This window comes from Actinomyces timonensis (genome assembly GCF_040702965.1).
GTDB lineage: Bacteria > Actinomycetota > Actinomycetes > Actinomycetales > Actinomycetaceae > Actinomyces > Actinomyces timonensis_A.
In genome coordinates this window covers 1,595,097-1,615,747 of sequence record NZ_CP159989.1, presented here as the reverse complement: position 1 = coordinate 1,615,747, position 20,651 = coordinate 1,595,097, and the positions used below count along the sequence as shown (strand labels likewise).

Below are 20,651 nucleotides of genomic sequence, written 5' to 3'. Positions count from 1 at the left end.
CCGTGAGTTGGATAGAGACGTCCCGGTGGTCATAGCGGGGGAGCCACGCCCGGTATCCCTTTCCGAACCCGGAAGCTAAGACCCCCAGCGCCGATGGTACTGCCCCTGCCAGGGGGCGGGAGAGTAGGACACCGCCGGGCACACACCTAATAGGAGGGGCCCTGCCGTGCGCGCGTCAACGCGCGCACGGCAGGGCCCCCACCTCATTTCTCGCCCGCCCCCCATTTTGCTCGGGCGCGCCCACGACGACCCCACCGGCCCAGGGGGGGGGCCGGCCAGGGGGTCCCGGCCCAGCGCCCACCACCAGGCCGCAAAGCCCAGCCCCGCACGCACCGGTACCAGCCCGCGCCCGCCCACGACCGGCCCCGCCCCCACGCGCACACGACCACCACCACGAGGAAAAGGCCACCACCCCCAGGCCCACCACCCACCACCGGGACACCGCCTCAGCCCGCCCGTACCGCCTCAGCCCGGCGGTTGCGCCCTCGAACCACGACAACGAGACCGCAACACCGGGCCCAGACCCCACCCCGGCACCAAAAAAGGGGCACGCACCAAAACCCCCAACACCCGACCACCAGCACCCCCTCCCGTGACCCCGCCAAGGACACCAGCGCCGGCGGGGACCGGCCCTCCGCGCGCGGGCGGCCCGTCCTTAAGGCACTGGCGCGTCTCCTGGGGGCGCATCTCACCCACCCCGTGTGCGCGGCGCGCCACGCGCCCTGAGTAGGCTTGCGCCAGAAGGACCGCGGGGCTCCCCGGCAGTCAGCCACAGGAAGAAGGAGCATGGCTCACGACAGGGCGTATGACAGGAACGATGGCGGGCGCCGATCAGGTGGTGCGCGTGGCGACCGCCATGGCTTCGGCGCTCGGGGTGGCGATCGCTTCGGCGGCGGGCGCCAACAGGGCCGTTCCTACCGGTCGGATGAGGGCTCCCGCGGCTACCGTGACGGCGGCTACCGGGAGGACCGCTACCGCGATCGGGGCTACGGCGAGCGCTCGGAGCGAGGAGACAGCTCGGATCGCCGCCCCTACCGGTCTCGCGACGATCGCCGGGCAGGCGCCGGGGGATCTCGTGACGGGCGTTTCGGGGGCGACCAGCGCAACGCCCGCCCCGGAGCGCGTGGCACTCGCGCCCCCCAGCGCGTCCGGGTTCCCGAGCCCCGGCTTCCCGACGACGTCGAGCCCGCGCAGCTCGATGGCTCCGCGAGGCGCGAGCTGCGGGCGCTCGGGCGCGCGAACGCGGAGAACGTCGCCAGGCACCTGGTGATGGTGCAGCGCCTCCTCGACACGGATCCGGCGCTGGCTCACGAGCATGCCCGCTATGCCGCCTCGCACGCCGGGCGCATCGCCGTCGTCCGCGAGGCGGCGGGGATCGCCGCCTACCTCTCCGAGCACTACTCCGATGCCCTGCGCGACATCCGCGCCGCGCGCCGACTCTCCGGCCTCGACCTCCACCGGGCCATCGAGGCCGACTGCGAGCGGGCCCTCGGTCGCCACAGCCAGGCCCTCAAGGCGGCCGCGGAGGCCGATCCCGAGCAGCTCGACGACGTCGAGGAGGCCGAGATCGCCATGGTCGTCTCCGGGGTCCGCCACGAGATGGGCCAGGACGAGCTCGGACTCGTCGTCATCGAGGACGCGATCCGGCTCTTCCGCGGGGACCGGGAGACCCTGCGCCGCCTCCACTCCGTGCGGGCCGACCGCCTTGAGGACCTCGGGCGCTGCCAGGAGGCCGACGCCATTCGCGAGCGCATCGGCGAGGCCCCCGATCCCGCCGAGCCGGACGTCGAGGTCTACGACGTCCAGGAGGAGTCCGAGGAGGAGCGGGCGGCCCAGGCCGCCGCGGCCGATCGCCCCGAGCCGGACGAGGGGCGCGCCAAGGCCCTCACCGACGGCGGCGATGCCTCCGAGCGCTCCAGCGAGCGCACCTCCGAGGACCCCGGCGCCCCCCGTGGCGCGGACGCCATCGAGGACGAGCTCATCGAGCACCTCCAGTCCCACGGCATCCCCGCCGACGCGGGCACTGACGCGGCTCAGGACTCCGACGGCGCCCACAGCGAGGAGGCACAGGCATGAGCCCCGCGCCCCTGCCCCCGGGCCTCCTGGGGAGTGCCTCCCCCCTGGCCAGCGCCTACGATGGTGCCCTGCTCGACCTCGACGGCGTCTGCTTCGCCGGTGAGGCCCGTGTCCCGCACGCCGCCGACTCCGTCAACGCGGCCCGGGCCGCGGGCATGCGCCTCAGCTTCGTCACCAACAACGCCTCGCGGGCGCCGCGCACCGTCGTCGACAAGCTGCGCGCCAACGGCATACAGGCCGAGCCCGGCGAGGTCTTCAGCGCCGCCATGGACGCGGCCGTCATGCTCACCGAGCACCTAGCCCCGGGCTCGCTGTGCCTCGTCGTCGGTGGCGACGGCGTGCGACAGGCGCTCCTCGATGAGGGCTTCACCCTCACCGACACCGCTGCGGACCGCCCGGCCGCCGTCGTCCAGGGCTGGGACCCCGCCGTCGACTGGGCCATGCTCTCCGAGGGCCTCTACGCGATCACGGCCGGCGCCCTGCACGTGGCCACCAACCTCGATGCCACCCTGCCCACCGAGCGAGGCTTCGCCCTGGGCAACGGCAGCCTCGTGGCGGCCATCGCCCACGCCTCCGGCAAGGAGCCCCTGGCCGGGGGCAAGCCCTTCCCCGGCATCTACGAGCGCGCCCTGGCCCGCAGCGGCGCCACGAGCCCCATCGCCGTGGGGGACCGGCTCAACACCGACCACGTCGGGGCCCGCTCCGCAGGGATCCCCGGTCTCCACGTGCTCACCGGGGTGAGCACCGCCCGCGATGTCATCCTCGCTGATCCCGCCGAGCGCCCCGCCTTCCTCCACACCGATCTGCGCGGTCTCATCGAGGCTCACCCCGAGCCCATGAGCGACGGGGCCTGGTGGAGTGTCGGCCGGGAGCGTGCGCGCGTGAGCGGCGATCGCATCGAGCTCGCCGGGGTCGGCCCACTCGAGCGCCCTATCACCGTGACACTCGATGCCTACCGGGCGCTCGCCGCCGCCGCCTGGGACAGCGCCGCCGCCGGCTCCCAGGCGGGCGTCCCCGTGCTCAGCCTCCCCGAGATCACCGTCGCGGCCTGAACGGACACCCCAGATGAGCACCGAGCGCGAGCCAGGCCCCGTCCCTGGACCCAGCGAGGCGACCCCCGCCGCGCCCCTGCCCGCCCCTCCCTGTGAGCAGCGCCTCGCTGCGGCCTCCCAGGAGGGCGTCGGCGTCGCGGAGCGGCTCGGCGTGCTCGCCGATGAGCCGCTGGAGGCGCGGGCCCAGGGACTGGCGGACCTCGCCGAGGACCTCCGCTCCGCCCTGCGGCTGGCCGAGGGCTGAGGCGGCTCATGGCACGGCTCATCCGCATCGACTCCGAGCTCGTCCGGCGCGGTGTCGCCCGCTCGCGCGCCCACGCCGCTCAGCTCATCACCGACGGCCGCGTCACCCTCGACGGCGCCCTCGTCACCAAGCCCGCCCGTCAGGTCAACCCAGCGCAGGCCATTGAGATCGTGACGCCCAGCTGGGACGACTACGTCTCCAGAGGCGCCCATAAGCTCGCCGGTGCCCTCGACGCCCTTGAGGCCAGGGGCCTGGCCCCGGTGGTGGCGGGGCGCCGCTGCCTGGATGCCGGGGCCTCCACCGGCGGCTTCACGGACGTGCTCCTTCGGCGCGGTGCTGCCAGCGTCGTCGCCGTCGACGTCGGCTACGGCCAGCTCGCCTGGTCCCTCCGATCCGACCCCCGCGTGCGGGTCCTGGATCGCACGAACGTGCGCACCCTCGATCCCGCTGCCGTCGCCCCAGCGCCCGGGCTCGTGGTGGGCGACCTGTCCTTCATCTCCCTCACGCTCGTCCTGGAGCCGCTCCTGCGGGCCTCGGCCGACGACGCGGACCTCCTCCTCATGGTCAAACCCCAGTTCGAGATCGGCAAGGACAGGCTCGGGCACGGGGGAGTGGTCCGGGATCCCGAGCTGCGCCTCGAGACGATCCTGACTGTCGCCGAGCGCGCCCACGGCCTGGGGCTCGGCATCGACGCCATCACCGCCTCGCCCCTGCCGGGCCCCTCGGGCAACGTCGAGTACTTTCTGTCCATGCGCGCCGGCGGCGCCGGGACCGGTGGCGACCTGACCGGCGAGGACCTGATCGCCGAGGCCGGGCGCGCCGTCGCCGAGGGCCCCGGCGGCAAGGGCGCCAGACGAGGGAGGACGAGCCGCCGATGACCGCATCGACAGCCCCGGACCAGCGACGCGACCACGGGATCGCGCGCGTCATGGTGGTCCGGCGCGACGTCAACGACCAGCCCGTGCCGCCCGGGCAGCGGCGCTCTGCCTCCACGGCCACGGTCGGGGCGCGCGCCGAGGCCGCCCTGCGCGACCACGGCGTGGAGTCTGTCGACCACCGCTTCCTGGGGGATGTCGACCTCGTCCTCGTCCTGGGCGGCGATGGCACCATCCTGCGCGCCAGTCAGATCGCCCGCGACAAGGACGTGCCCCTCATGGGCATCAACACCGGGCACGTCGGCTTCCTCGCCGAGGCGGATCCCGACGCCGTCGAGCACGTCGTCGCCGAGCTCGTCGCCGGGCGGTACGCCGTCGAGGAGCGCATGACCCTGGAGGTGGCCGTAGAGAGCCCCGAGGGGGCGATCCAGCACGGATGGGCGCTCAACGAGGCTGCCCTGGAGAAGCGCGACCGCGCGCGCATGCTCGAGCTGGCCATCGGCGTCGATGGGCAGGCCGTCTCCTCCTTCGGCTGCGACGGCCTGGTCATCTCGACCCCCACCGGCTCGACCGCCTACGCCTTCTCCCTGGGCGGGCCCATCATCTGGCCCGAGGTCGAGGCCCTCCTCCTGATCCCCATGGCCGCCCACGCCCTGTTCACCCGCCCCCTCGTCCTGGCGCCGTCCTCCTGCCTGGAGGTCGTCATCGACTCCACAGGCTTCGACGGCGCCGAGATCTGGTGCGACGGGCGCCGCAGCCTCGACGTCGTCGCGGGCAGCCGCATCCGCGTCACCCGCGGGCAGCGCCCCGTGCGCCTGGCACGGCTCAACAACGCCCCCTTCTCCCGCCGGCTCGTGCGCAAATTCGATCTGCCCGTGCAGGGATGGCGGGCGGCCAGCGAGAACGGGCTGGGCCATTGATCGAGTCCCTGCGCATCGAGGACCTGGGGATCATCGAATCCGCTGAGCTGCGCTTCGGCCCCGGCCTGACCGCCCTGACCGGTGAGACCGGGGCCGGTAAGACCATGGTGCTCACCTCCTTCAAGCTGCTCCTGGGCCAGCGCGCCGAGGCCGCCGTCGTGCGCGCCGGGGCCCAGCGGGCCCTCGTCGAGGGCGCCTTCCTCACCGACCCCGACTCGCCGGCCGGCCGCCGAGCCGCCGAGGCCGGCGCCGAGCTCGACGACGACCTGCTCATCGCCACGCGCGCCGTTCCCTCCGAAGGCCGCTCACGAGCCCACCTCGGGGGCCGCTCGGTTCCCTCATCCGTCCTGGGAGAGGTCGGGTCGCGGCTCGTGGCCGTCCACGGGCAGGCCGATCAGCTGCGCCTGCGCTCCGCCGCAGCCCAGCGCGCGGCCCTGGACTCCCTCGGCGGGGCCGAGCACGCCGCCCTGTGCCGGCGCTACGCCCGCGCCTACCGGCGGCGGGCGCGCGCCGCCGAGGAGCTGGCGCAGTGGCAGGCCGGATCCCAAGCGCGCGCTGAGGAGGCCGCCCGCCTGCGCGCCTGGCTGGAGGCCATCGAGGCCGCCGACCCCGCCCCCGGGGAGGACATCGCCCTGGAGGCCGAGGCCGCCCGCCTGGAGCACGCTGAGGACCTGCGCCTGGCCGCGACCGCCGCGGCGGCCGCCCTGACCGCCGACGCCGATCCGGCCGCGGGCGGCACGGAGGCCGTCGACGCCGCCTCCCTCATCGCAGCCGCCGGACGCGCCCTGGCCGGCGTCGACGGCCTCGACCCCGCCCTGACCGAGCTCGCGGCCAGGGTCCGACAGCTCGGCATCCTCAGCGCCGACATCGGCGCCGACCTCGGCTCCTACCTCTCCGGCCTCGACGCCGACCCAGCGCGCCTGGCCTGGGTCAACCAGCGCCGCGCCGAGCTGACCCGCCTGTGCCGTGAGACCGGTGGCGCCGCGGAGCGGATCGACGGCGTCGACGCTCTCCTGGAGTGGGGGCGGAGCGCCGCCGACCGCCTCGCCCGCATCGACGGGCCCTCCGACGGCGCCGAGGGGCTCATGCGGGCGCTCACGGAGGCCCAGGCCGAGCTCGAGGCCACCGCCGCGGAGCTGAGCGCCGCCCGGGCCGGGCTGGCCGAGCGGCTCCAGGAATCCGTCACCGTCGAGCTCGACGGCCTGCGGATGAGCGGGGCCAGGCTCGTCGTCGGCCTCGAGGCGCTCGACGAGCCCGGGCCCACCGGCGCCGAGGCGGTCTCCCTGCTGCTGTCATCGCATCCCGGCGCGACCCCCATTCCGCTGGGCAAGGGGGCCTCCGGCGGAGAGCTTCTCCCGGATCATGCTGGCCCTGGAGGTCGTCCTCGCCGACGCCACCAGGATCGAGCCCGCCCCCGGGGCGCAGGACGGCGGCGCGGCGCCGGATCGGGAGCACGCCCGCACCTTCGTGTTCGACGAGATCGACGCCGGCGTCGGCGGGAAGGCCGCACGCGAGATCGGGCGGCGCCTGGCCCGACTGGCCCGCCGCCACCAGGTCATCGTCGTCACTCACTTGGCGCAGGTGGCCGCCTGGGCCGACACCCACCTCGTCGTCCACAAGGAGACCCCGGCGGGCGGCGGCGCCCCGGTCGGCGCCGATCACCCCGGCGACGGGACGAGGACCACGCGCACGCGGGTCACCCGTGTCACAGGGGCCGAGCGCGAGCGCGAGCTGGCGCGGATGCTGTCCGGCCACGACGATTCCGAGGCGGCCCTGCGGCACGCCGCGGAACTCCTGGCAGAGGCCTCCATGGCAGAATCAAGCGCGTGAGGCTCCAGTTCCGCAAGCGCTTGTCCCCGGACGACCGACCAGTCGGCGTCGTCCGCGTCGATGCCCGCACTAAGGACCTGGTCAAGCGCCTCAACCCGGGCGATATCGCCGTCATCGACCACTCGGACCTGGACCGGGTGGCCGCCGAGTCCCTCGTGGAGAAGCGGCCCGCCGCGGTGCTCAACGCCTCGCCGTCCGTCTCCGGCCGATACCCGAACCTCGGCCCCGGGATCCTCGTGGACGCCGGAATCCCCCTCATCGATGGCCTGGGCGCTGACATCATGCGCCTGCGCGAGGGCGATCGGATCACCGTGGCCGACGGCGCGGTGCGCCTCGAGGGCGAGGGCGCGATCGTCGCCGAGGGGACCGTGCAGACGCCCGCGAGCGTGGAGGCCTCCATGGAGGCGGCCAAGGAGGGCCTGGCCGTCCAGCTCGAGGCCTTCGCCGCCAACACCATGGAGTACATGAAGCGCGAGCGCGACCTGCTGCTCAACGGGATCGGCATGCCCGAGATCCGCACCTCCATGGCGGGCAAGCACGTGCTGGTCGTCGTGCGCGGCTACTCCTACAAGGAGGACCTCAAGGCCCTGCGCTCCTACATCCGCGACTGCAAGCCCGTCATCATCGGCGTCGACGGCGGGGCCGATGCCGTCATCGAGGCCGGGTTCAAGCCGACCATGATCGTGGGCGACATGGACTCCGTCTCGGATAAGGCGCTGCGCAGCGGCGCGGAGATCGTCGTCCACGCCTACCGCGACGGGCGCGCCCCCGGCCTCGCCCGAGTGGAGGCCCTCGGCGTCGACCACGTGGTGTTCTCGGCCACGGGCACCAGCGAGGACATCGCCATGCTCATGGCCGACGAGGCCGACGCCGAGCTCATCGTCGCCCTGGGCACCCACGCCACCCTCCTGGAGTTCCTCGACAAGGGCAGGGCCGGCATGTCCTCCACCTTCCTGACCCGCCTCAAGGTCGGGGGGCGCCTCATCGACGCCAAAGGCGTCTCGCGGCTCTACCGGACCCGCATCTCCAGCTGGCACCTGTTCTTCCTGGCCGTCGCCGGGCTGCTGGCCCTGTGGGCGGCGCTCCAGTCCACCCCCGCCGGTCAGACCTTCCTTGGCCTCTTCGGCGCCACCTGGGATGATTTCATCAACTTCCTGAGGTCGCTCGTGGGCCTGTCCCCGAGAACCCCGTCCCTGTGACGATCCGCCCCCGCGCTACTCGTCGATTCACGCAAGGAACGCACAATGATCGACTTCCGCTACCACCTGGTCTCCCTCATCTCGGTCTTCCTCGCCCTGGCCGTCGGGATCGTCCTGGGCGCGGGCCCCCTGCAGAACTCCCTGGGGGACGCCCTGCACAACCAGGTGGAGGCGCTGCGCGAGGACCGCAATGCCACGCACGCCCAGCTGGAGACCGCGTCGGCGGCCCTCAACGATCGCGACGCCTACATCACCGCTGCCGCGGCCTCCTACCTGCCTGGCACGCTGAGCGGCCGCAGCGCCGCCATCGTGGCCCTGCCCGACGCCCAGGACGAGGACGTCGAGCTCGTCATCTCCCAGATCGAGGCCGCGGGCGGCAAGACCACCGGGCGCGTGACCCTGACCCCGGTGTGGACGGATCCCAGCCGGGCCTCATTCCGCTCCGCCTACTCGGGACAGTTCGCCGGCAACCTGGGCCAGGCCGTGTCCAAGGACTCCAACGGGATCCTGGGCGAGGGCCTGACCAGGGCCCTGACCATGGACGACTCCAGCGCCACCGCGCTGCGCGACCTGATCACCGCCTCGGACACGCCTCTCATGACCGTCGCCTCCCAGCTCACGGCCAAGGCCGACGCCGTAGTGGTCGTGGGGCCGCGCTCGGCCCAGGCTGACGCCGCAGGCGCCACCCCGACTCCCGGCGCTGACGCCACCGGCACGGCCTGGGCGGCGGCGCTCACCGGCGTGGCCGCGGGGGGGCCCGCCGTCATCGTCGGAGGAGCCGACGACAAGCGCGACATCATCTCCGTCATGCGCGAGAACAAGGCCAGGGCGACGACGATCGACTCCGTGGGCCAGGCGAGCGCCGCCGTCTCCGTGCCACTGGCCATCGCCGCCGTCCTGGGCGGGGCCCAAGGTTCCTACGGCTTCGACGACGGCGCCGACGCCGTCATGCCCCCCATCCCGCCCAATGGGTGAGTCAGGGCCCCTCCCTGTCGATCAGCGGGGGAGCCTCCAATGCGCCAGCGACGCGCCCTCCTGCCGGTAGCCTGGGGCCCATGACCGCCGCACCGCTCCCCAGAGGCGTCAGCCGCCGCCTGAGCCGCCCTCGCTGCGCCGCCTCACCCGCCCGCCAGGCGCTCACCGCCGCGGCGAGCGGCCTGGCCTGGAGCGCCGGGGCCTCCGCGCTCCTGCGAGCCCTACCCAGGTGGAGCCGGCTCGAGCGCTCCAATTTCCATGGGCGCACGGTCTCACTGCGAGGAGGCATCGCCACCGCCATCGGCGCTACCACGGCGGCCGGGCGCGCAGGCGCGCTCGCCCGGCCGAGCGCGCTCACCGGCCGCCCCGGCGCGGCCGCGGTCATCGCCGCCTCAGCCGGAGCCACCGCCGGACTCATCGACGATCTCGACGCCGGCGCCCACGACGGCCAGGCCCCCGCCAAGGGCCTGGCCGGCCACCTCGGCGCCCTTTCCCAGGGGCGCGTCACCACAGGCGCCCTCAAGATCGCCATCATCGGCTCCGGCGCGCTCGTCGCCGGCGCCCTCCTCGCCAGGCACCGGGCCCCGGCCGCCCCCGCCCCCCGGCCGCGCGCTCTCGTCGCCGACGCCGCGGTCAGCGCCATCGTCATCGGCGCCTGGGCCAACGTCCACAACCTCCTCGATCTTCGCCCCGGGCGCGCTCTCAAGGCCAGCGCGCTCATCTCGGCCCCCCTTCTCGCCTGGCCGGGCCGGGCGGCGGCCCCAACCCGCGTCCTGGCCGCCGGCGCCCTCGGGGTCGCCGTCGCATCCGCGCCCGAGGACCTCGGCGAGCGCACCATGCTCGGCGACACCGGCGCCAACTCCCTTGGCGGCCTCGTCGGCGCTGCCCTCGCCGCAGCCCCCTCGCGCGCCTTCCGCCATGGGGCGGCGGTCACCGGCGTCGCCCTCATCCTCGCCAGCGAGCGCGTGTCCTTCTCGCGCGTCATCGACTCCACCCCGGCCCTCGCCGCGCTGGACGCCCTGGGACGCCGGGACCGATGACGGACAGGGCCGCCGACGACGCGCGCACCGAGGGCGGGACCAGCGGGGCGGGGCGAGGCCTGGTGACCGTCGTCGGCGGCGTCGCAGGACTCACCCTCATCTCCCGCGCGCTCGGGTTCCTGCGCTGGATCGCGCAGGCCGCGACCGTCGGCACAGGCGCCGTCGCCGGGGCGTACGCCACCGCCAACCAGGTCCCCAACGTCCTGTACGAGGTCGTCGTCGGCGGGGCCCTGGCCGCGACCATCGTCCCCCTCCTGGCCAGCGCCATCATGGCAGGCGACCGCGAGACGGTCTCCCGAACCGCCTCCGCGATGCTCAGCATGGTCCTGGCCGTCCTCGTGCCCCTGGGCATCCTCCTCGCCGTCCTCGCCGACCCCGTCGCCGCGCTCTTCCCCACCTCGGCCGACGCCGACCCCGGCCTCCAAACGCGACTCGTCGCCGACTTCCTGCGCATGTTCGCCCTCCAAGTGCCGCTCTACGGCATCGGCGTCGTCCTCACCGGCGTCCTCCAGGCGCACCGACGCTTCGCCTGGCCCGCCATCACTCCGATCCTGTCGAGCCTCGTCGTCATGGCCGCCTACGCCCTCTACGGAGCCATCACCCCGGAGGGGGCGGGCCAATGGACGCGGAGCGCCGACTCCGCGGGGCTGCTCGTGCTCGGCTGGGGCACCACGCTCGGCGTGGCCGCCCTCAGCCTTCCCCTCCTCATCCCCGCCTCCCGCCTCGACATCGACCTGCGGCCCACGCTCCGCCTCGACGCCGCCACCCGCCGGCGCGCTTGGAGCCTGGCCACTGCCGGCATCACCGCCCTGGTCGCCCAGCAGGCCTTCATGCTCCTCGTGCCCGTCCTCGCCCGCTCCGGGGGAGTCAGCGGCACCATCGCCGTCTACCAGTACACGCAGGCCATCTGGGTGCTCCCATACGCCGTGCTCGTCGTCCCCGTCGCCACCGTCCTCTACCCGAGGATCGCGGGCCTGCTCGGCGAGGACGCCGCCCGCCCACCGGCCCCGGCCCCCACCAGCGCTGAGGCGGGCGCGGGCGCGCCGGGCAGGCACGCGCTGAGCCCGCGTGAGGAGGCCCTGGGACTGTGCGGCGACTCCACCGCCCTCGTCACCTGCGTCTCCCTGGCCGGCATGGCGATGCTCCTGGCGGCGAGCACCGGGGCCGAGGCGTTCTTCGCGCTCCTGACCGACGACGTACGAGGGATGTCCGCCGCCCTGGTCTCCCTCGCCCCCGGCATCGTCGGCTTCAGCCTCGTCCACCAGGTCACCCGCGTCCTCTTCGCCGCTGGTCGCGCGCGCTGGGCCGCGCGTGCCACCGCGCTGGGCTGGGCCGCGGCGGCCGTCCTGTCCACGGCCGCCGTGCGGCTGCTCGCCCCGAGCGGCGCGGACGGCCCCGCCACGCTGAAGGCGCTCGGCATCGGCACCAGCATCGGCATGACGATCGCGGGTATCGGCCTTCTGACGACCCTGGCCCGCTGCCTGGAGGCCTCGGTGCTGCGCCCCATCGCCCGGGTCGTCCTCGCCGGGGCCCCGGTCGCGGCAGCCTCCGGGTGGGCAGGGAGGGCGCTCAGCCAGATGACCGGAGCGCCCTGGTCCCAGATCCTGCTCTCCGGTGCCTGGGCGCTCCTGGCCGCCCTCGCCACGATCACCGCCGCGCACATCGCCTGCCCCCAGGCCCTGGGAGCGCTGCGCCGGGGGAGGAGGTGACGGGGATGGCTGGGATCGCTGGGACGCGGCCCATGCGCGTCGTCGAGGTCAGTGGGAGCGCCGCCGGGGGAGTGCGCGCGCACCTGGGCCAGTGCTCCCGGGCCCTCAGCGGCGCCGGCCACGAGGTGATCGTCGCCGCGCCGACGGAGGTCCTGGAGGGCCTCGACACCGGGCCCGCCCGCCGGGCCGTCCTCGGGATCGGGCCCAGGCCCGCGCTCTCCGACCGCTCAGCGGTGCGCCGCCTGGCGGCCATCGCCCGGGGCGCCGACGTCGTCCACGCCCACGGCCTGCGCGCCGGCTCAGCGGCCGCCCTCGCCCTCGGCCGGCGCCGGCGAGGGCGGGCCCGCCTGGTCGTCACTCTTCACAACCTCCCCGTCGGCGGGCGCCTCACCCGGCTCGTGGGGGATCGCCTCGAATCGCTCGTGGTCAGGCGGGCCGATGCCGTGCTCGGCGTCAGTCCCGACCTCGTCGGGCGGGCCCGCGCCCGCGGGGCGGCCAGCGCCCTGCTCGCAACCATCCCCGCTCCTGAGGAGGCCGCGGGAGACGCCGGCAGGAGCCGTGGCCCAGAGGGCCGAGGCGCGGCCGAGGCGCTGGCGGGAGCGGGCGGCGGTCCCATCATCCTGACCGTCGCCCGCCTGGCCCCTCAGAAGGGTCTCGACCTCCTGCTCGATGCCGCCTCGATCCTCGCCCGGCGCGCTGGGGGGGATGGCACGCCGCTCACCTGGCTCGTCGCGGGGGAGGGGCCCGAGCGCCCGGCCCTGCAGGCGCGCATCGGCGCTGAGCGCCTGCCCGTGACCCTGCTCGGGCGGCGCGAGGATGCCCGCGCGCTCATGGCCTCGGCCGACGCCGTCGTCCAGACCAGCCTGTGGGAGGGCCAGCCGCTGACCATCCAGGAGGCGCTGAGGGCGGGCGCCGCCATCATCGCCACCGATGTGGGGGGCACGGGCGTCACGGCGCGCGGGGGCGCCATCCTGGTGGCGCCTGAGGCCCGCGCCATCGCCGACGCCATCGGCCGGCTCCTGGATGACCCCGCCGCTCGGCGGGAGTGGAGGGGCCGGGCGCGCGTCGCCGCGGTCGGGCTGCCCACCTCCGCGGACCTGCTCGCGCAGTTGAGCGCCGTCCTGGCCCCGGGATCCTAGGCCCAGGGCCCGGGATCGCCCGCCCCGCTGTCGGCGTCGCGGGCCCGCGCCAGGAGCTCCAGGACGCGGGCGTGCGCCGACGGCGTCGCCGCGAGCACTGATCCGGCGCGGCGCGCGTCCAGGGCGGAGCCGTCCACCCGGGTGACGAGCGCGCCCGTCTCCTGGGCGAGGAGGACCGCCGCCGCCATGTCCCAGGGCTGGAGGCCGCCGTGCAGGAAGGCCACCGCCCCGCCCCTGGCCACCTCGGCGATCTCCAGGGCGGCCGAGCCGTAGGCGCGAGCCGCCAGCGCGGCGCTCACGACGCCGTCGGCCCCGGGCACGCCTCTGAGCGCGCTGAACGGGACGATCGCCGCGCCCCGCTCCAGCGCCAGGTCCGGCGCGATGGGAATCGGCTCATCGTCACGGCCATCGCCGACAGGCCGAAGCGGGCCCACCCAGGCCCCCCGCCCCGCGATCGCCGTCATGAGGCGGCCTGCCACAGGATCGGCGAGGGCCGCGAGCACCGGGGTGCCGTCGTCCACCAGGGCGAGCGAGACCGCCCAGTCGCGATGCGTGGCCACGTAGTTCGTCGTGCCATCGATCGGGTCGACCACCCAGGCCGGGCCCGTGCGCTCCTCGAAACCCTCGACGCGGTGCTGCTCCTCGCCGTGCAGGGGGATGGCGGTGGGCGCGAGGCGCTCGGCGATGATCCGCTCCGCGCCGCGATCCACCTGGGTGACCAGGTCCTTGTCATGCTGCTTGGTCTCGACCCGCGGCTCAGCGCCCGGATCGAGGGCGAAGGCGGCCGCGGCGAGGACCGCCTCGCGGGCCGCGCCCAGCAGAAGGTCCAGATCCAGTCCCCCGGTGCTCATCGCCCCTCCTCGCCCGCGTCCACGGTCTCGATCCTATCCCCCACGAGACCGGTCTCGCTCGTGATAACGACCGGTCTCGCTCGTGGGTGGGGCGGGGGCACAATGGTGGGGCCAACCGCAGTCCCGATGGAGGCCCAGATGAACCGCCAGAACAACGCCGCAGGCGGCCCCGCCGATGAGCGCGACACCCGGGAGGTGCTGAGCGCCCAGCGCGTATGGGCCGGCCCCATCTGCGCCGTCGACGATGAGATGATCCGCCTGTCCCCGGGCGCCCCCGAGCCCATCCGCCGCCAGACCATCGCCCACCACGACGCCGTCAGCATCATCGCCCTGCGGGAGGGGAAGGAGTCCTCCCAGCCCGACGGCGCGGCCGAGATCCTCATGGTCCGCCAGTACCGCCACCCCGTGCGGGCCGCCCTGTGGGAGATCCCCGCCGGCCTGCTGGACATCCCCGGCGAGGACCCGGTCGTCGCCGCCGCCCGGGAAGCTCGCCGAGGAGACCGACCACGCCGCCGAGCGCTGGGAGGCGCTCATCGACTTCTACGCCTCGCCCGGATTCACCACCGAGGGCGTGCGCTGCTTCCTTGCCCGAGGCCTGTCCCCGATCCCCGTCGAGGAGCGCGCCGAGCGCGAGGCCGAGGAGGCGGAGTTCGACCCCACCTGGTTCCGCTTCGACGACGTGCTCGACGCCGTCATGGGCGGGCGGCTACACAATCCCTCCACCGTCGCGGGGGTCCTCGCTGCCGAGCACGCCCGGAAGCGCGGCTACGAGGGGCTGCGCCCCGCTGACGCCCCCTGGATGCGCAGCCCCGAGAGCATGTGACGCGTAGGACCTCAGGCCCTCGCGCGGCGAGGGGAGGGGATCCTCGGCTCAGGTGGCCGGGCGTGCGCCACGCCACGTGGCGCCACGGCGTCATCAAGTTGCGCGGTTCCAATTTAGGCACAAGGATGCTGCTTAAAATGGGTGCCAGGCCGACGGCGCCCCGGGCGCCCCGGTGGCGCCCGCGCGCAGTGCGAGGGACGGGAGAGGGGGAAGCGTGAGTCCTATTAGTCCGATGAGCCCGAGTCCGACCGGCCCGGGCGCTCCCGCGGATGACGAGTCCACCCGCGTCAAGGTCCTCGATCTCATCATTGAGAAGGGGCCCGTCTCCGCCGCCCAGCTCGCCGCCATCCTCCACCTCACGCCCGCCGCCGTGCGCCGCCACATCACCGCCCTGGAGGACAACGGACAGATCGCCGTCCACACCCCCACGGGCGTGGGCAAGCGCGGCCGCGGGCGCCCCGCGCGCCACTACGTCGCCACGGCGTCGGCGCGCACGAGCCTCGGCGAGGGCTACTCCGACCTCGCAGCCCGGGCCCTCAGCTACCTGTCGCAGGTCGCGGGGGACAAGGCCGTCGGCTCCTTCGCCGCCTCGCGGGGCAGGGACCTCGAGCGCCGCTACATGCGCATCGTCGAGGCCGCGGGCAAGGACCCTGCCGACCGGGCCATGGCCCTGGCCGATGCCCTCTCCGCGGACGGGTACGCCGCCACCATCCGCGACGTCGGCGACGGCACCTTCGCCGTCCAGCTCTGCCAGGGCCACTGCCCGGTGCGCGACGTCGCCGGTCAGTTCCACGAGCTGTGCGACGCCGAGACCCAGGCCTTCTCCCGGCTGCTCGGCGTGCCCGTCCAGCGTCTGGCCACCCTGGCCGGGGGGGACCACGTGTGCACCACCCACGTGCCCATCGTTCTGCCCGCCCTGCGCAAGCGCGCCGCGCGGACCATCGCTCACACGCGGGGCAACCGGCCCCAGCGAACGGAAGGAACCCGATGACGTCAACCACGACCGAGCCAGTCACGCGCAGCGACGACGAGATCATCGACTCGATCTCGGCGTCCTACGACTTCGGCTGGCATGACTCAGACGAGGCCGGCGCCAACGCCAAGCGCGGCCTCGACGAGCAAGTCGTCCGGGAGATCTCCGCGATCAAGGGCGAGCCCGAGTGGATGCTGGCGAAGCGCCTCAAGGCCTACGAGACCTTCGAGCGCAAGCCCATGCCCACCTGGGGCGTGGACCTGTCCCAGCTCGACATGGACGCCGTCAAGTACTACGTGCGCTCCACGGACCGGCCCGCCAGCTCCTGGGACGACCTGCCCGAGGACATCAAGAACACCTACGACCGCATCGGCATCCCCGAGGCCGAGCGGGAGAGGCTCGTCGCGGGCGTCGCCGCCCAGTACGAGTCCGAGGTCGTCTACCACCAGATCCGCGGCGACCTGGAGGAACAGGGTGTCATCTTCGTCGACACCGACACGGCCGTGCGCGAGTACCCCGAGCTCGTCCAGGAGTACTTCGGCACAGTCGTCCCCGCCGGCGACAACAAGTTCGCCGCCCTCAACACGGCCGTCTGGTCCGGGGGGTCGTTCATCTACGTCCCCAAGGGCGTTCACGTCGAGATCCCGCTCCAGGCCTACTTCCGCATCAACACCGAGAACATGGGCCAGTTCGAGCGCACGCTCATCATCGCCGACGAGGACTCCTACGTCCATTACGTCGAGGGGTGCACCGCTCCGATCTACTCCACCGACTCCCTGCACTCGGCGATCGTGGAGATCGTGGTGAAGAAGAACGCCCGCGTGCGCTACACGACCATCCAGAACTGGTCCAACAACGTCTACAACCTCGTCACCCAGCGCGCCACCTGCGCCGAGGGCGCCACCATGGAATGGGTTGACGGCAACATCGGCTCCAAGCGCAACATGAAGTACCCGGCCGTCTTCCTCATGGGCCCCAACGCCCGCGGCGAGGCCCTGTCCATCGCATTCGCTGGTGAGGGCCAGCACCAGGACACCGGCGCCAAGATGGTCCACATGGCCCCGCACACCTCGAGCCACATCGTCTCGAAGTCCATCGCCCGCCACGGCGGCCGCTCCGCCTACCGGGGCCTGGTGCAGATCATGAAGAACGCGCGCCACTCCAAGTCCAACGTGCTGTGCGACGCCCTGCTGGTCGACGAGATCTCCCGCTCGGACACCTACCCGTACGTGGACGTGCGCACCGACGACGTGGAGATGGGCCACGAGGCCACCGTCTCCAAGGTCAGCGCGGACCAGCTCTTCTACCTCATGCAGCGCGGCCTGACCGAGACCGAGGCGATGGCCACCATCGTCCGTGGCTTCGTCGAGCCCATCGCCCGCGAGCTCCCCATGGAGTACGCCCTCGAGCTCAACCGCCTCATCGAGCTCCAGATGGAGAACTCGGTCGGCTGACGGCCCCGCCGCGCCGAGCCCATCACCCACCCCGATCAGGAGCACGACATGACCGACTTGCGCACCGACCACTCGCGCGCCACCACCCAGGGCGCCCACAGCCACGGCGGCGCCCCGCTGCCCCGCTACGTGGCCTCCCGGGCTGACCGCCCCACCTCCTTCGACCCGGCGGACATCCCCGTGCCCCGAGGGCGCGAGGAGGAGTGGCGCTTCACCCCGATCAAGCGCTTCGCCCCCCTGTTCGATCTCGACGCGGTCGCCTCCGGGACCCGGGCCGGGGTCGTGGGCACCGGCGTCGACGCCCCCGACGGCGTCGTCGTCGAGGAGCTCGACCGGGACGACGCGCGCCTCGGCGGCGTCGGCGAGCCCGTTGACCGCACCGGCGTCGTCGCCTGGGCGGCCTTCTCCACCGCCACCGCCATCACGCTGAGCGCCGGCGCCCGCCTCGAGCGCGCCGCCCGAGTGGCGATACGGGGCGATGACGCCGAGCTGGCCAGCCCCAGCGCCCAGCACCTGCTCATCACCGCCGAGCCCGGCTCCGTCGGCACCGTCATCCTCGACCACACCGGTGCCGCCGCCCTGACCCAGACGGTGGAGATCGTCGTGGCCGACGGCGCAGAGCTCACCGTCGTGACCGTCCAGGGATGGGATGACGCCGCCGTCCACGCCTCCAACCACCGCGCGCGCGTCGAGGGGCGCGGCGCGCTCAAGCACGTCGTCGTCTCCCTGGGCGGGGACACGCGCATCGCCCCCGACCTCGGCTTCAGCGGCGAGGGCGGGTGCATCGACGCTTACGGCGTCTACTTCACCGACGCCGGCCAGCACCAGGAGCACCGCCCCTACGTGGCCCACACCGAGCCGCACTGCTACTCCCGCGTCACCTACAAGGGTGCCCTCCAGGGCGACGGCGCCCACGCCGTCTGGGTGGGGGACTGCCTCATCGGGGCGGGGGCGCGCGGCACCGACACCTACGAGCTCAACCGCAACCTCGTGCTCACCCCGGGCGCCAAGGCTGACTCGATCCCCAACCTGGAGATCGAGAACGGCAATATCGAGGGTGCGGGCCACGCCAGCGCCACCGGCCGCTTCGACGACGTCCAGTTGTTCTACCTGCGCGCCCGCGGCATCCCCGAGCGCGAGGCGCGCCGGCTCGTGGTGCTGGGCTTCTTCAACGAGATCGTCTCCGAGATCGGCGTGCCCGAGGTCGAGGAGCGCCTCATGACCGCCATCGAGCACGAGCTTGAGCTCACCGGCCTCATCTCGGCAGGCCCCGGCGCCCCAGCCGACGGACGGTCGTGAGCCCGTCCCCGAACAACCCCGCGCAAGCCGCGCGTCCACCAGGCACCAGAAGGCAGCAGAACAGAATCATGAGCACCCTCGAGATCACCAACCTCCACGTCCAGGTCGCCACCAACGACGGCCCCAAGCCCATCCTCAAGGGCGTCGACCTGACCATCGCCTCCGACGAGATCCACGCGATCATGGGGCCCAACGGCTCGGGCAAGTCCACCTTGGCCTACTCCATCGCTGGCCACCCCGACTACGAGGTCACCGACGGCCAGGTCCTCCTCGACGGCGAGGACCTGCTGTCCCTGAGCGTGGACGAGCGCGCCCGCGCCGGCCTCTTCCTGGCCATGCAGTACCCCGTCGAGGTCCCGGGCGTGTCGGTGGCCAACTTCCTGCGCACCGCCAAGACCGCGATCGACGGCCAGGCCCCCAAGGTGCGCCAGTGGGTCGGCGAGGTCGGCTCGGCCATGGAGCGGCTGCGCATGGACCCGTCCTTCAACCAGCGTGACGTCAACGCCGGCTTCTCCGGGGGTGAGAAGAAGCGCTTCGAGATCCTCCAGATGGAGCTGTTCAAGCCGCGATTCGCCGTCCTGGACGAGACCGATTCCGGTCTCGACGTCGACGCGCTGCGCATCGTCTCCGAGGGCGTCAACCGCCTGCACGACTCCTCCGATGCCGGATTCCTCCTCATCACGCACTACACGCGGATCCTGCGCTACATCAAGCCCGACTTCGTCCACGTGTTCGTCGACGGCCGCGTGGCCGAGCAGGGCGGCCCCGACCTGGCCGACCGGCTCGAGGAAGAGGGCTACGACCGCTACCTCAAGTGAGCTGATCATGAGCGCCCCCATGCCGATTGAGCCCCCCGCCGCCGAGCCGCTGAGCGCGGTGGAGGTGGCCCGCGCCCGCAAGGACTTCCCCTACCTGGGGCGCCCCGCGCGCAACGGGCGCGAGCTCGCCTACCTCGACTGGGCCGCTACCGCGCAGAAGCCGCAGTGCGTGCTGGACGCCGAGGCCATGTTCTACAGGATGAGCAACGGCGCGGCCGGGCGCTCCACCTACCAGCTCGCCGACGAGGCCACCGCCTCCCTGGAGGACGCGCGCGAGGCGATCGCCGCCTTCGTGGGCGCCCGGGCAGGCCAGCTCGTCTTCACGAAGAACGCCACTGAGGCGATCAACCTCGTGGCCCTGGCCATCGGGCACGCCAGTCTCGCCCGCCCCGCCGCCGGGGGGCCCGGCGCGGCCCCCGAGGCGGACCCCGCGCGGCGCCTCGCCCTCGGCCCCGGGGACGAGATCGTCGTCACCCGGGCCGAGCACCACGCCAACCTCGTGCCCTGGCAGGAGCTCGCCGCCCGCACCGGCGCCGCCCTGCGCTGGCTCGACCTCGACGACGCCGGCCGCATCGACCTGGCCACCCTCGGCGTCATCACCGAGCGCGCGCGGGTCCTCGCCCTCGGCCACGCCTCCAATGTCACCGGCGCCCTGGCGCCCCTGGGTCCCATCCTCGACGCCGCCCGGGCCGCGGGCCGCGCCGGGGGCCGCGAGCCGGTCGTCGTGCTGGACACCTGCCAGACCGCGCCGCACATGCCCCTCGACTTCGCCGCGCTGGCCGCCGCGGGCGTCGATGCGATGGCGCTGTCCAGCCACAAGATGTGCGGGCCCACCGGCGTCGGCGCACTCGTGGCCACCGAGGAGCTCCTCGACGCGATGCCGCCCGTCCTCACCGGCGGGTCCATGATCGAGGTCGTCACCATGGATTCCTCCACCTACATGCCTCCCCCGGCGCGCTTCGAGGCCGGCAGCCAGCCCCTCGCCCAGGCCGCGGGCTGGCACACCGCCGTCGACTACCTCGGGATCCTGGGCATGGACCGCCTGCGCGCCCGCGAGGCCGAGCTCACCGCCCACGCGCTGGACGGCATGAGGCGCGTCCCCGGCCTGCGGATCATCGGGCCCGACGACGCCTCCGACCGCCTCGGCGTCATCGCCTTCGTCATCGAGGGGGTCCATCCGCACGACGTGGGCCAGGTGCTCGACGCCTCCGGCGTCGCCGTGCGCACCGGCCACCACTGCGCCCAGCCGATCCACGCGCATTTCGGGGTCCACGCCTCCTCGCGGGTGTCCTTCGGCCCGACGACCACCATCGAGGAGATCGACCGCTTCCTCGAGGCCGTGGCCGGTGTCCAGTCCTATTTCCGGAGGTGACG

16 protein-coding genes, 1 rRNA gene and 2 pseudogenes are annotated in these 20,651 nt (G+C 73.8%); 18 read left to right on the top strand and 1 reads right to left on the bottom strand.

Annotated elements, in window-relative coordinates; all coding sequences use genetic code 11:
* Positions 1–21 precede the first annotated feature (21 nt).
* The 12 genes and pseudogenes from rrf (at position 22) to ABXS69_RS06970 (ending at position 13,059) form a co-directional block, all read left to right on the top strand.
* Positions 22–140: ribosomal RNA gene (rrf, locus tag ABXS69_RS07025) — 5S ribosomal RNA — on the top strand.
* 1,129 nt (positions 141–1,269) lie between these two features.
* Entirely contained in the window at positions 1,270–2,076 is an 807-nt protein-coding gene (locus ABXS69_RS07020; protein WP_366181562.1) for a hypothetical protein, read from the top strand.
* Positions 2,073–3,128, top strand: coding sequence for an HAD hydrolase-like protein (locus ABXS69_RS07015; protein ID WP_366180012.1), 1,056 nt, complete (start codon positions 2,073–2,075; stop codon positions 3,126–3,128). Before ABXS69_RS07020 ends, ABXS69_RS07015 begins: the two co-directional genes overlap by 4 nt.
* Before the next feature lie 13 nt (positions 3,129–3,141).
* Positions 3,142–3,372 (top strand): hypothetical protein, encoded by a 231-nt coding sequence (locus ABXS69_RS07010; protein WP_366180011.1) that lies wholly within the window; start codon positions 3,142–3,144, stop codon positions 3,370–3,372.
* Positions 3,373–3,380: 8 nt separating this feature from the next.
* Positions 3,381–4,250, top strand: coding sequence for a TlyA family RNA methyltransferase (locus ABXS69_RS07005; protein WP_366180010.1), 870 nt, complete (start codon positions 3,381–3,383; stop codon positions 4,248–4,250).
* 50 nt (positions 4,251–4,300) lie between these two features.
* Complete coding sequence (locus ABXS69_RS07000) at positions 4,301–5,167, top strand: NAD kinase (protein WP_366181561.1); 867 nt, start codon at positions 4,301–4,303, stop codon at positions 5,165–5,167.
* A pseudogene (gene recN, locus ABXS69_RS06995) lies at positions 5,164–6,997 on the top strand (DNA repair protein RecN). The gene ABXS69_RS07000 and the pseudogene recN overlap by 4 nt, the downstream one beginning before the upstream one ends.
* The gene (gene steA, locus ABXS69_RS06990; RefSeq protein WP_366180009.1) at positions 6,994–8,196 is read left to right on the top strand and encodes a putative cytokinetic ring protein SteA; all 1,203 of its coding nucleotides are present in this window, start codon (positions 6,994–6,996) and stop codon (positions 8,194–8,196) included. Before recN ends, steA begins: the two are co-directional and overlap by 4 nt.
* A 45-nt stretch (positions 8,197–8,241) precedes the next feature.
* Entirely contained in the window at positions 8,242–9,171 is a 930-nt protein-coding gene (locus ABXS69_RS06985; protein ID WP_366180008.1) for a copper transporter, read from the top strand.
* Between the two features lie 80 nt (positions 9,172–9,251).
* A complete protein-coding gene (locus ABXS69_RS06980) occupies positions 9,252–10,211 on the top strand; it encodes a hypothetical protein (protein WP_366180007.1) in 960 nt (319 codons plus the stop codon).
* Entirely contained in the window at positions 10,208–11,920 is a 1,713-nt protein-coding gene (locus ABXS69_RS06975) for a lipid II flippase MurJ (RefSeq protein WP_366180006.1), read from the top strand. Before ABXS69_RS06980 ends, ABXS69_RS06975 begins: the two co-directional genes overlap by 4 nt.
* Before the next feature lie 5 nt (positions 11,921–11,925).
* The gene (locus ABXS69_RS06970; protein ID WP_366180005.1) at positions 11,926–13,059 is read left to right on the top strand and encodes a glycosyltransferase family 4 protein; all 1,134 of its coding nucleotides are present in this window, start codon (positions 11,926–11,928) and stop codon (positions 13,057–13,059) included.
* On the opposite strand, the gene ABXS69_RS06965 is transcribed toward ABXS69_RS06970, so the two are convergent.
* A complete protein-coding gene (locus tag ABXS69_RS06965) occupies positions 13,056–13,910 on the bottom strand; it encodes an inositol monophosphatase (protein ID WP_366180004.1) in 855 nt (284 codons plus the stop codon). The genes ABXS69_RS06970 and ABXS69_RS06965 overlap by 4 nt on opposite strands.
* Before the next feature lie 138 nt (positions 13,911–14,048).
* Here ABXS69_RS06965 and ABXS69_RS06960 point away from each other — a divergent pair.
* From ABXS69_RS06960 to ABXS69_RS06935, 6 genes and pseudogenes are all read left to right on the top strand, one after another.
* Positions 14,049–14,733 (top strand): annotated as a pseudogene (locus ABXS69_RS06960) (NUDIX hydrolase).
* Positions 14,734–14,965: 232 nt separating this feature from the next.
* The gene (locus ABXS69_RS06955) at positions 14,966–15,724 is read left to right on the top strand and encodes a helix-turn-helix domain-containing protein (RefSeq protein ID WP_366180003.1); all 759 of its coding nucleotides are present in this window, start codon (positions 14,966–14,968) and stop codon (positions 15,722–15,724) included.
* Entirely contained in the window at positions 15,721–17,160 is a 1,440-nt protein-coding gene (gene sufB / locus ABXS69_RS06950) for a Fe-S cluster assembly protein SufB (protein ID WP_366180002.1), read from the top strand. Before ABXS69_RS06955 ends, sufB begins: the two co-directional genes overlap by 4 nt.
* Before the next feature lie 48 nt (positions 17,161–17,208).
* On the top strand, positions 17,209–18,459 hold the full coding sequence (gene sufD, locus ABXS69_RS06945) for a Fe-S cluster assembly protein SufD (protein ID WP_366180001.1): 1,251 nt from the start codon (positions 17,209–17,211) through the stop codon (positions 18,457–18,459).
* 68 nt (positions 18,460–18,527) lie between these two features.
* Complete coding sequence (gene sufC, locus ABXS69_RS06940; protein WP_366180000.1) at positions 18,528–19,277, top strand: Fe-S cluster assembly ATPase SufC; 750 nt, start codon at positions 18,528–18,530, stop codon at positions 19,275–19,277.
* A gap of 19 nt (positions 19,278–19,296) precedes the next feature.
* A complete protein-coding gene (locus ABXS69_RS06935; RefSeq protein WP_366179999.1) occupies positions 19,297–20,649 on the top strand; it encodes an aminotransferase class V-fold PLP-dependent enzyme in 1,353 nt (450 codons plus the stop codon).
* The last annotated feature ends 2 nt before the right edge of the window (positions 20,650–20,651 follow it).